The following is a 12,733-nucleotide window of genomic DNA, read 5'->3' on the forward strand; positions in this document are numbered from 1 at the left end:
CATGGTGGGTGTTGTGGCACTGCTTTCGCAGCTGTCCCACCACAACACCCGATGCCACTATCTTGCCTGCCCTGCTGTAGTACACATGCATTGCCCGGCATCCTGCCGATGCTGCTCCATGTCCTGCTTCAGCTAACAGCCTCATGACACTCCATGATCTGACAAATCCCTGTCGCGGCGTCCTGCCGCCAAGCTGCTGCTGACTGCCTCGTCTGCCCTGACACGGATGATGTCCCGTCATCCGTCACTCCTGTGAAGGCGAGCGTCCTGCTGCATATCCGAGCGATTCGATTCAAAATGACTCGCTCTCGACGTTCCCTGTCGCGGTGGACCGTCCTGGTCCTGGCACTCTCTCCGGTGCCATGTCCTACCATACCTGATCCTTGGCTCCGTCATGCCTGCTCCTTAGACATGATGGACATGCAGATATTCTGCTTTCGACGTCCTTGCCGAGTCCTTTTCACTGAACATCCTGTTCAGTAGAGCCAGAAATCCTGTCCGGCTGAAAACCTTGCACTTGCTGCCCATCCCGTTTGCATCCTGCCGAGACTGCGGTGTCCCGCCGCACCCTCAAAGCCATGACGCTATTCTGGTCAGCTATGGTTCGCGTGGCAACTGCACCAACTAGCTAAAATGCTAAACGCTAATTAACATAATATCCGTATAAAACTATTTTAAATCAGTGGTTTGAATAAAAACACACGTTCGTATTCGTAAGCTGCCGTCAGTAGTTGTATTGATTATCCTTCGCCATTTGTAGGAAAAGGCTTACACAATATGACCAGTCATCCAGTGAACTTCTCACACTGCAGAAGAGCACTGCAGCGGCGATAGTGCGTGAAATACAAACGGGGCCGTGCCTTTTGGGCACGGCCCCGTTGTGGAGCGATGGCTAAAGCACTACCAAAAGCCAGGCAGCACTCTCGATAGCGTGACTTACTGGCCCTTGATCTCTTTCAGACCATTGTATGCCACATCACCCAGCTGCTGCTCGATCACCAGCAGGCGGTTGTACTTGGCGACACGATCGGAGCGGCAAAGAGAACCAGTCTTTATCTGCCCAGCACAGGTACCCACGGCAAGATCCGCGATGGTGGTGTCTTCCGTCTCGCCGCTACGGTGAGAGATGACCGCAGTGAAGCCGGCATCTTGTGCCATCTTGATGGCATCCAGGGTCTCGGACAACGAGCCGATCTGGTTGAACTTGATCAGGATGGAGTTCCCGATGCCTTCATCGATGCCACGCTTGAGGATACGGGTATTGGTCACGAACAGATCGTCGCCTACCAACTGCACCTTATCACCCAACTTGTCAGTCAGCGCCTTCCAACCGGCCCAGTCAGACTCGTCCATACCGTCTTCGATGGAGACGATCGGATATTCCTCAGCGAGGCCCGCCAGATAGTCGACAAAGCCTTGGGCGTCGAAGGACTTGCCCTCGCCCGACAGGTTGTACTGACCGTCCTTGTAGAACTCGGAAGACGCACAATCCAACGCCAACGTCACGTCAGTACCTAGTGCATAGCCAGCATCGCTGACGGCCTGCTTGATAACCGCCAGCGCCTCAGCGTTGGATGCCAGGTTGGGGGCAAAGCCACCTTCATCACCCACTGCCGTGCTCAGGCCACGGGTTTGCAGCACTTTCTTGAGCGCGTGGAATATCTCGGCACCGGTGCGCAGTGCTTCACGGAAGTTTGGCGCGCCAACCGGCTGAACCATGAATTCCTGGATGTCGACGTTGTTGTCGGCATGCTCACCGCCATTGATGATGTTCATCATCGGCACCGGCATGGAGTACTTGCCCGGCTGACCGAAGAGCTCTGCGATATGGGCGTAAAGCTCGATACCCTTGGCCTGTGCAGCCGCCTTGGCTGCCGCCAGAGAGACAGCGAGGATTGCATTGGCACCCAGCGATTCCTTGTTCTCGGTGCCATCCAGCGCCAGCATGGCATCGTCCAGTGCACGCTGGTCCAACGCATCCATGCCGACCAGGCGCTCACGAATCGGGCCGTTGACGGCTGCGACTGCTTTTAGAACGCCCTTGCCCAGATAGCGGCTCTTGTCGCCATCACGCAACTCCAGCGCTTCACGCGAACCAGTGGAGGCACCGGAGGGCGCACAGGCACTCGCGCGCTGGCCGCCTTCAAGCACAACCTCGGCCTGCACGGTCGGGTTACCACGGGAATCGAGCACCTCAAGGGCGCGGATTTCGACGATATTAGCCATCTTGTGTCGTCCTCTACACGGGGGGATTGAAACACCACGACGGGCATCTTGCCCATTGTGCAAAAAGGCCGTTCACACAGTGTGAACGGCCCATAGTCATCCTTAGCGAATATCCAGCGGCGCGAAGCCCTTCACCAATGCATCCAGCGATTGCAGCTGGCGCAGAAAGGGTTCGAGCTGATCAAGCGGCAGTGCGCAAGGTCCGTCACACTTGGCATTGTCCGGATCTGGATGTGCCTCAAGAAACAGACCTGCCAGTCCCAGCGCCACACCAGAGCGCGCCAGATCAAAGACCTGTTCTCGTCGACCGCCAGCTGAATCCGCACGCCCACCCGGACGCTGCAATGAGTGAGTGACATCAAACAAGACCGGCAAGCCAGTCTCCTTCATCTCAGCCATGCCGAGCATGTCGACCACCAGGTTGTTGTACCCGAAGCTGGAGCCACGCTCGCAGAGCAGAATTCGGTCATTGCCCGCCTCACCACACTTGGCGACGATATGGCGCATTTCATGGGGCGCCAGAAACTGCGGTTTCTTGATATTGATCACTGCACCGGTGCGCGCCATGGCGACGACCAGGTCGGTCTGACGCGCGAGGAAGGCTGGCAGCTGAATGACATCAGCCACTTCTGCGACGGCTGCTGCCTGCTCCGGCGCGTGCACATCTGTGATGATCGGCACGCCAAAGCGTGACTTGATCTCCGCCAGAATCTCGAGACCCTTCTCCATACCCGGCCCGCGGTAGGAGTGCATGGAGCTGCGATTGGCCTTGTCAAAGCTGGCCTTGAAGACATAAGGCATGCCAAGGCGAGTGGTCACCTCGACATATTGCTCGGCCACTTCGAGCGCGAGTTCGCGGGATTCCAGTACATTCATGCCGCCGAACAGCGTCATCGGACGGTCATTGGCAACCTTGAGACCCGCAAACTCGATCACGCGCTGCTCATTAATCATCGACTCGTTGCTCATCGACCTTCCTTCCTGAAGTTACCTCAGGGCGCGCAGACATTGGCCCACGCATCCTGATGGATCGATCACTCGCCGCGAGTACGTGCGGCCTTATGATTCAGCGCCGCGTTCACGAAACCAGTGAACAGCGGGTGGCCATCACGCGGCGTGGAGGTGAACTCCGGATGGAACTGACAGGCCACGAACCACGGATGATCCGGCAGCTCAACCATCTCGACCAGCGAGTTATCAACACTGCGACCTGAGAAGATAAGACCCTTCTCTTCCAGCGCCGACACGAACTGGTCGTTGACTTCATAGCGGTGACGATGGCGTTCGATGATCTCGTCACTACCGTATGCCTGGTGTGCCTTGGAGCCATTGAGTAGACGACATGCCTGACCACCCAGACGCATGGTACCGCCCATATCAGACGCCGCATCGCGAGTCTCGATCTTGCCTTCCGGCGTCAGCCATTCAGTGATCAGACCCACCACCGGGTGTTGGGTATCGTGGGTAAATTCGGTGGAGTTGGCATCGCTCCAACCTGCGACGTTGCGCGCAAATTCGATGACCGCCACCTGCATGCCCAGACAGATACCCAGATACGGCACCTTGTTCTCACGGGCGAAACGCGCAGTGGCAATCTTGCCTTCCACGCCACGCTCACCGAAGCCGCCCGGCACCAGCACTGCATCTTTACCCACCAGACGATCAGTACCGTTGCGCTCAATCTCTTCAGAATCGATGAAGTCGACGTTGACCTTCACGCGCCCCTGAATACCGGCATGAATCAGCGCCTCGTTCAGTGACTTGTAAGCGTCGAGCAGCTCCATGTACTTGCCGACCATCGCGATGTTGATGGTCTTGAGCGGGTTGAGCTTGGCGTCGAGCACCGCGATCCACTCGGACATGTCGGCCTCTTTGGCCTCCAGGCGGAACTTGTCGCAGACGATCTGATCAAGGCCGGCTTCGTGCAGCATCAACGGAATTCGGTAGATGGTGTCGGCATCCTGCAGCGACACGACAGCACGCTCTTCGACGTTGGTGAACAATGAGATCTTGCGACGCTCACTTTCCTCAATCTCCACCTCACTGCGGCAGATCAGGATATCCGGCTGGATACCGATGGAGCGCAGCTCCTTGACGCTGTGCTGGGTCGGCTTGGTCTTGGTCTCACCTGCCGTCTTGATGTACGGCACCAATGTCAGGTGCATGAAGATGGCGCGTTCGGCACCCAACTGGGCACGCATCTGGCGAATGGCTTCGAGGAACGGCAGGGATTCGATATCACCGACGGTGCCACCAATCTCGACCAGTGCCACGTCATAACCTTCGCCGCCAGCGAACACACGACGCTTGATCTCATCGGTGATGTGCGGAATGACCTGCACGGTTCCACCGAGATAGTCACCACGGCGTTCTTTACGCAGCACGTGCTCATAGACACGACCCGCAGTGAAGTTGTTGCTCTGGGTCATACGCGAGCGGATGAAACGCTCATAGTGACCAAGGTCCAAGTCTGTTTCCGCGCCATCCTCGGTGACAAAGACTTCGCCGTGCTGGAACGGGCTCATGGTGCCCGGATCGACGTTGATGTACGGATCCAGCTTAAGAATGGTGACCTTGAGGCCACGGGCCTCGAGAATAGCCGCCAGCGAAGCGGAAGCAATGCCCTTGCCAAGCGAGGACACAACGCCGCCCGTCACGAAGATAAATCGTGTCATGGAAACCTGCCGAAAACGTGAGCTGTAGGAGAGATCCGGGGGAACGGATCAGGATGGGTCGCCAGTCTAGCGGAAAGGAACCGCCGGCTCAATTTGATTGCCCATTCAGCATGCCACATCATGACCTTTCTCGCAGGGTCAAGAGATGCATCAGGCCCGCCATGGCGGGCCTGATAGCAGTCTTCACGCACCAGACTCAAGATTTCAAGACTGAGTGACACTACACGCCAACCTCACACTTCGAGATAGTCGAGAATCCCCTCTGCCGCACGTCGCCCTTCATCGATGGCAGTGACCACCAGGTCGGAGCCACGCACCATGTCGCCACCGGCGAACACCTTGAGATTGGTGGTCTGGAACGCCAAACGTTCGGCACTGGTCGCGATCCGACCACGCTCATCAACGCCGATATCGAAATCGGTGAACCACGGTGCCGGACTTGCCTGGAAACCGAAGGCCACGATGACAGCATCAGCCGGCAGAATCTCCTCGGAACCCGGCACCACCTCAGGGCGCTGACGCCCATTGGCATCCGGCTCACCCATGCGAGTCCGCACAACCTTGACGCCCTCAACCTTGCCTTCACCGACGACCGCGACCGGCTGACGATTGAACAGGAAGTCGACGCCCTCTTCGCGAGCATTGGTCACCTCACGACGTGAACCGGGCATATTGGCCTCATCGCGACGATAGGCACAGGTCACGGTGTCCGCACTCTGACGGATGGAGGTACGGTTGCAGTCCATCGCAGTATCACCACCGCCGAGCACCACGACCTTCTTGCCTTCCATGGAGACGTAATCCGCGGGGTCCTTCTCGAAGCCCAGGCAGTGATTGACGTTGGCGATCAGAAAGTCGAGCGCCTTGTGCACACCCGGTAGACTCTCGCCCGGGAAGCCACCGCTCATGGCGTTGTAGGTGCCCATGCCGAGGAAGACGGCATCGTATTCTTCCAGCATCGCATCGAATCCGATATCGCGCCCAACCTCGATGTTGAGACGAAACTCCATTCCCATCTCTTCGAAGATCTCACGTCGCTGAGTCATTACGCCCTTCTCGAGCTTGAACTCAGGAATACCGAAGGTCAGCAGGCCACCGATTTCCGGATGACGATCATAGATCACCGGACGCACGCCATTGCGTACCAGAATGTCCGCAGCGCCCAGACCAGCCGGACCCGCTCCGATGATGGCGACGCGTTTGTCAGTCCAGCTGACCTTGGACATGTCTGGGCGCCAGCCCATCGCGAAGGCAGTGTCGGTAATGTATTTCTCGACCGAGCCAATCGTGACGGCACCGAAGCCGTCATTCAGAGTGCAGTCACCCTCGCACAGACGATCCTGCGGGCAGACACGACCACAGACTTCCGGCAGCGAGTTGGTCTGATGCGATAACTCGGCAGCTTCGAGGATATTGCCCTCAGCGACCAGCTTCAGCCAATTGGGGATGTAGTTGTGAACCGGACACTTCCACTCACAGTAGGGATTGCCACATTCCAGGCAACGATGTGCCTGGCTGGCAGCCTCTACCGGCTTGAATTCGGTATAGATCTCATTGAACTCACGCGCACGCACGCGGGCGTCTTTCTTCTGCGGGTCCTGGCGACCCACATCCAGGAACTGGAAGTCGTTGGCGAGCTGATTAGCCATGATGAATCCTCTCTCAAAATCCGGGCACCGTCGCGGTGCAGGCCCTCATCTCCAATCAGTGAAGATGAGGGGCACGATCACTCCGGCTGACGCCGGGATTGGGCAAGCAGGCCATTCAGACTTGCAGCCTTGGGCTTGACCAACCAGAAGTGACGCACGAAGTCAGGGAAGTCGCGCAGAATGCTACGCCCACGCTCGGAGCCGGTTTCAGCCACATATTCCTCGATGACTTCGCGCAGATGGCGACGATAGGCCTCCATGGCTTCGGTATTGATGCGGTGGATCTCCACCAGCTCATGATTGTATTTGTCGACGAAATCACGACCCTCGTCCAGCACGTAGGCGAAGCCACCTGTCATGCCGGCACCGAAGTTGATGCCGGTTTCACCCAATACACAGACCAGGCCGCCTGTCATGTACTCACAGCAGTGATCGCCCGAACCTTCGATAACCGCATGCGCGCCAGAGTTACGCACGCCAAAGCGCTCACCCGCGGTACCAGCGGCATACAACTTGCCACCAGTAGCGCCGTACAGACAGGTGTTACCGATGATGGCGGTCTTGTGACTTTCAAAGCGAGAGCCACGCGGCGGCACGATGGTCAACTTGCCACCATTCATGCCCTTGCCAACATAATCGTTGGCATCGCCTTCCAGATGCATGTCGAGACCGTGAGCGTTCCAGACACCGAAGCTCTGCCCTGCTACGCCGGTCAGACTCACCTTGAGCGGCGACTCAGCCATCCCTGCCTCGCCGAAGCGCTTGGCAATCTCACCGGAAATGCGCGCACCCACAGAGCGATCACAATTGGTGATGCGGAAACTGAAATCACCGCCAATACGACGCTCGATCGAATCTTCCATCGCCGCCAGCATTTCGAGGTTTTTAGCCCCTGGATCATGCGGCTCATTGCGGCTGACCTGACAGAACTGCGGTGCATCGCTGGGCACTGAGTCATTGCCCAGCAGCGGGGTCAGGTCAAGGCGGCGCTGGGAATTGGTCTCGCCTTCCAACACTTCGAGCAGATCAGTACGACCGATCAGGTCCGTCAGCTGACGTACACCCAATAACGCCATCAGCTCACGCACTTCCTCGGCGATGAAACGGAAGTAGTGCTTGACCATCTCGACAGTGCCACGGAAGTGCTCATCACGTAACGCCTGATGCTGAGTCGCAACACCGGTGGCGCAGTTATTCAAGTGACAGATACGTAGATACTTGCAGCCCAGCGCAACCATCGGCGCGGTACCGAAACCGAAGCTCTCTGCCCCCAGGATTGCCGCCTTGACGACATCGAGCCCGGTCTTGAGGCCGCCATCTGTCTGCAGACGAATCTTGTGACGCAGCTGATTGATACGCAACGCCTGATGCACTTCCGGCAGACCCAGCTCCCATGGAGAGCCCGCGTGCTTGATCGAGGTGATCGGACTGGCCGCAGTACCTCCATCATAGCCGGATACGGTAATCAGGTCGGCGTATGCCTTGGCGACACCGGTAGCGATGGTGCCGATACCCGGCTCAGAGACCAGTTTGACCGAGACCTGTGCCGTCGGGTTGACCTGCTTGAGGTCAAAGATCAGCTGCGCCAGGTCTTCAATGGAATAGATATCGTGGTGCGGCGGTGGTGAAATCAGTGTCACGCCCGGCACTGCGTAACGCAGCCGCGCAATCAGATCATTGACCTTGCCGCCAGGTAGCTGACCACCTTCACCGGGCTTCGCGCCTTGCGCGACCTTGATCTGCAACACTTCAGCATTGACCAGATAAGCTGGCGTCACCCCAAACCGCCCGGAAGCGATCTGCTTGATCTTGGAGGAGCGAATCGTGCCATAGCGCGCTGGGTCTTCACCGCCCTCACCAGAGTTGGAGCGGCCACCCGCTTCATTCATTGCCTGAGCCAGTGCCTCATGCGCCTCTGGTGACAATGCACCCAGTGACATGCCCGCGCTATCAAAGCGCAGCAGTAGCGACTCGACTGGCTCAACATCACTCAGCGCTAGCGGCTCGGCGACCGGCTTGAGGCGTAACAAGTCGCGAATGGTCGTTACCGGACGTTCGTTGACCAAGCGAGCAAATTCCTTCCACTTGCCATAGTCGCCCTGCTGCACAGCTTCCTGTAATTTCATGACGACATCAGGGTTATACGCGTGGTACTCACCGCCATGGACATACTTGATCAACCCGCCTTGCTTGATGCGCTTGCGCGTCAACCAGGCTTCACGAGCCAATAGCTCCTGCTGCATCTGCAACTCAGCGAAACCGGCACCCTGAATGCGCGAGGCCATCCCGACGAAGCACATGTCCATGACTTCGCTGTTGAGCCCGACTGCCTCAAACAGCTGTGAGCCACGATAAGAGCCAATATGGGAAATACCCATCTTGGACAGGATCTTGTAAAGGCCCTTCTGCATGCCCTTGCGATAGTTCTCGCGGGCATCCGCCGGGTTGCCTGATAGCTCGCCGGTACGATGCATATCCGCCATCACCTGATAGGCAAGGTACGGATAGACGGCGGTAGCGCCCACGCCGAACAGCACTGCCATCTGGTGAGCGTCACGGGCATAACCGGTCTCGATTACCAGGTTGACGCGCGGACGTAATGCCAAGGCACCAAGATGATGATGAATAGCCCCTGTCGCCAGCGCTGCATGAACTGGCAGCTGACCTTGCTTCAGTCCGCAATCGCTGAGCACGAGGATGACCTTGCCGGCACGCGCAGCATCTTCTGCCTGCCGGCAGATACCCATCAACGCCTGCTTGAGAGAATCCTTGAGCGGGTCGTAGTGCAGCTTGATCGTCTGCGACGCGAAGGCCGCGTCTTCTTGAGTGACCAGCGCATTGAACTTGCGCGGTGACAGCACCGGCGTGGTCAGAATCAGGCGATGTGCGTGCTCTGGAGTTGCCTCGAAGATATTGAGCTCGGCACCACAACAGGTTTCCAACGACATCACTATCGCTTCGCGTAGCGGATCAATCGGTGGATTGGTGACCTGTGCGAATTTCTGGCGGAAGAAATCGGTCAGCACACGATTCTGGCGCGACAGCACAGCCATTGGTGTGTCATCGCCCATTGAGCCGACAGCTTCCTGACCACTTTCAGCCAGCGGGCGCAGCAACTGATCGCGCTCCTCGAAACTGACCTGGAACATCTTCTGATAGACGTCGAGGGTATCGGCTTCCATGGGCTGAAAGCGCGCCAGTTCGGTCAGTGCAGATTCGAGATAGTTTGCGTTCTCACGCAGCCAGCGCTTGTAAGGATGCGCGACCTTCAGACGCTCACTGACCTGATCGGTATGCAGTACTTCGCCAGTTTCGGTATCAATCCCAAGCACCTGCCCTGGCCCGACACGGCCCTTGGCCACGACGTCTTCCGGCTTGTAATCATAGGTACCGATTTCAGAGGCCAGCGTGATGAAGCCATTACGGGTAATCACCCAACGTGCCGGACGCAAGCCGTTGCGATCAAGCATGCACACGGCATGACGCCCATCGGTGAGCACGATGCCCGCCGGGCCGTCCCAGGCTTCCATGTGCATGGAGTTGTATTCATAGAAGGCGCGCAGATCGGAGTCCATCTGCTCGACGTTCTGCCAGGCCGGCGGCACCATCATGCGGATGGCGCGATAGATATCCATACCGCCGGTCAGCAGCACTTCCAGCATGTTATCCATGCTGGAAGAGTCAGAGCCGACGGTATTGACGATTTCATCCAGCTCAGCGATTTCGGGCAGCTGCGGGGAGACGAAATTCTCCTTGCGCGCATTGGCCCAACCGCGGTTTGCCTCGATGGTGTTGATCTCACCGTTGTGTGCAAGAAAGCGGAACGGTTGCGCCAACGGCCAACGAGGGGCTGTATTGGTCGAAAAGCGCTGGTGGAAGACACAGATCGCCGTCTCAAGGCGCGGGTCACCGAGATCCTTGTAGAAGCGCGGCAGATCGACCGGCATCACCAGGCCCTTGAACGAAATAACCTTGCTGGACAGTGAACAGACATAGAAATCTTCTTCACTTTTCAGCGCTTGCTCAGCACGGCGACGTGCCATGAACAGGTCCACATTGAACGCGAGATCAGAACGAACATCCGAGGCGCCGACAAAGACCTGGCGGATACGCGGTAAGCAATCACGCGCCATCGGACCACAGACACTGTCGTCCACCGGCATGTCGCGCCACCCCAGCACCTCAAGATTACGGGCGCTCAGTGCTGCTTCGAATGCCTCGCGAGCCGTCTGCTCGCGCGCGTCATTATCCGGCAGGAACAAGGTGCCGACGGCATAGCGCTCGCCCAGCTCAAGCCCAAGACTCTCCTGGGCGATCTGGCGCATGAAACTGTCCGGCATCTTGAGCAGCAAGCCACAGCCATCGCCGGTCTTGCCATCCGCAGCAATACCGCCACGGTGTGTCATGCAGGTCAGGGATTCTATTGCGGTCTGCAGGAGTTCATGACTGGCTTGCCCTTCCATATGGGCAATCAGACCGAAGCCGCAGTTATCGCGGAACTCTCCCGGTTGGTGGAGACCTTTGTTCATGGGCGTGCCTCACGGAGAAATCGTATGTCCAGATGCTTTTCAAAAAGCATTATCCAGGTTATATTTATCGGTTATCTTTATTTTTATACCTGCCGATATTGACGTCATCAGTGTCGCTTCTTGACGCCAGATTTACCTTGAGCATATCCCTCAGCTTCCCGCTTACGCAATTCTCCAGACGTCGCCTATTTAGAAAAAAACCTGACAAAACCGAAGGTTATAAGCACAAACTCCAAAAAAACCCTGCAAGCTCAAGCGCTTAGCTTGTAGTCATGCTGCGCGACTTTCGCCTTGCAACTTTAGTCTCGGAATAATAAAAAACAGCGTTTTTTATTAATTTACCCCATACCGATTACGCATACCGCATACCAATACGGGCATATTGGACGTCCACTCCCCTTCCAGAGGCGCGCTCAGACAGCAAAAAGGCCGTCACCCCAGGGTGACGGCCTTTTTCATGACACTGCATATGACACTGCGAGGCAATACATATTCAAGCAGGCGTGGCAGTACTTCGCGGCCAGTGCTCAAGCATCTCATTGAGCATACCTGCCGGCACCTCCTCGGTAATCACTGCCCGACCGATACGCTCAAGCAGGATAAGACGCAGCCGGCCATCGACATTCTTCTTGTCCAGCTGCATGTGACGCAGAAAATCTTCGACGCCCATGCTTTCCGGCGCCGCGACGGGCAGACCGGCCTTGCTGATGATCCGCGACACACGTTCGACATCAGCACTGGAAAGCCATCCCATGTGAGCCGAGAGCTCCGCGGCCATCAGCATTCCAGTCCCCACTGCCTCTCCGTGTAACCAGACCCCATATCCCTGATCCGTCTCGATCGCATGCCCGAAGGTATGACCCAGATTGAGCAGGGCTCTTACGCCCTGCTCGGTTTCATCCTCGGCGACCACGTCTGCCTTGATGGCACAGCTGCGGCGAATGGCTTCACCCAATAGCGTCTCATCGAGACCCATCAAGGCCTCCATGTTGTCCTCAAGCCAACACAGGAAGCTCTCATCCCACAGCAAGCCATACTTGATGACTTCCGCCATGCCTGCTGATAACTCACGCTGCGGAAGAGTGCTCAGACTGGATGTGTCAATCAAGACCAGCCGGGGCTGCCAGAAAGCACCCAACATGTTCTTGCCACGTGGGTGATTGACCCCCGTCTTGCCGCCGACAGAGGAATCTACCTGTGACAACAACGTTGTCGGCACTTGGATAAACGCAGCACCACGCTGATAGCAAGCTGCCGCAAAGCCGGTCATGTCACCAATCACACCACCACCTAGCGCAATCAGAGTGCAACGGCGATTGAAGCCAGCTTCCAGCAAGGCATCCCAGATAAGACCGATACTGGCCATATGCTTGGTCTGCTCACCATCCTCGAGAATCACCTCGCGGATATCGAGACCTTCGCCCAACGACGCCTTTAACGCGGCAAGATACAGCGGCGCGACGACAGTATTGGTGACAATCATTACCTGACGCCCAGCAAGATGCTCGCGTATCAGGTCACCACGCGCCGTAAGGCCCGGGCCGATATGAATCGGATAACTGCGCTCACCAAGCGCAACATCAAGACGATGAGCAGGCGCTTGAGACATCAGAATTCTCCTTGCAACGAGACTAGTGACAGGGCCTTGTTTACA

General features: G+C 57.2%; 6 protein-coding genes. All 6 read right to left on the bottom strand.

Features of this window, described 5'->3' with window-relative positions; all coding sequences use genetic code 11:
• Nucleotides 1–936: 936 nt before the first annotated feature.
• Entirely contained in the window at nt 937–2,226 is a 1,290-nt protein-coding gene (gene eno, locus GQR90_RS15465) for a phosphopyruvate hydratase (RefSeq protein WP_158774877.1), read from the bottom strand.
• A gap of 102 nt (nt 2,227–2,328) precedes the next feature.
• The gene (kdsA, locus tag GQR90_RS15470) at nt 2,329–3,195 is read right to left on the bottom strand and encodes a 3-deoxy-8-phosphooctulonate synthase (RefSeq protein WP_158774878.1); all 867 of its coding nucleotides are present in this window, start codon (nt 3,193–3,195) and stop codon (nt 2,329–2,331) included.
• A gap of 65 nt (nt 3,196–3,260) precedes the next feature.
• Complete coding sequence (locus tag GQR90_RS15475) at nt 3,261–4,901, bottom strand: CTP synthase (protein WP_158774879.1); 1,641 nt, start codon at nt 4,899–4,901, stop codon at nt 3,261–3,263.
• 233 nt (nt 4,902–5,134) lie between these two features.
• On the bottom strand, nt 5,135–6,550 hold the full coding sequence (locus GQR90_RS15480) for an FAD-dependent oxidoreductase (protein ID WP_158774880.1): 1,416 nt from the start codon (nt 6,548–6,550) through the stop codon (nt 5,135–5,137).
• A gap of 77 nt (nt 6,551–6,627) precedes the next feature.
• Nucleotides 6,628–11,079, bottom strand: coding sequence for a glutamate synthase large subunit (gltB, locus tag GQR90_RS15485; protein ID WP_158774881.1), 4,452 nt, complete (start codon nt 11,077–11,079; stop codon nt 6,628–6,630).
• A gap of 493 nt (nt 11,080–11,572) precedes the next feature.
• A complete protein-coding gene (aroB, locus tag GQR90_RS15490; protein ID WP_158774882.1) occupies nt 11,573–12,688 on the bottom strand; it encodes a 3-dehydroquinate synthase in 1,116 nt (371 codons plus the stop codon).
• Between the last annotated feature and the right edge of the window lie 45 nt (nt 12,689–12,733).

Origin of the sequence: Cobetia sp. L2A1, assembly GCF_009796845.1 — a bacterium.
Classification (GTDB): Bacteria; Pseudomonadota; Gammaproteobacteria; order Pseudomonadales; family Halomonadaceae; genus Cobetia.

What these genes read in the sequence shown, in the direction of transcription:
- GQR90_RS15475 (WP_158774879.1), bottom strand. Translation starts at nt 4,901, where the DNA reads ATGACACGATTTATCTTCGTGACGGGCGGCGTTGTGTCCTCGCTTGGC.
- gltB (WP_158774881.1), bottom strand. Translation starts at nt 11,079, where the DNA reads ATGAACAAAGGTCTCCACCAACCGGGAGAGTTCCGCGATAACTGCGGC.
- eno (WP_158774877.1), bottom strand. Translation starts at nt 2,226, where the DNA reads ATGGCTAATATCGTCGAAATCCGCGCCCTTGAGGTGCTCGATTCCCGT.
- aroB (WP_158774882.1), bottom strand. Translation starts at nt 12,688, where the DNA reads ATGTCTCAAGCGCCTGCTCATCGTCTTGATGTTGCGCTTGGTGAGCGC.
- GQR90_RS15480 (WP_158774880.1), bottom strand. Translation starts at nt 6,550, where the DNA reads ATGGCTAATCAGCTCGCCAACGACTTCCAGTTCCTGGATGTGGGTCGC.
- kdsA (WP_158774878.1), bottom strand. Translation starts at nt 3,195, where the DNA reads ATGAGCAACGAGTCGATGATTAATGAGCAGCGCGTGATCGAGTTTGCG.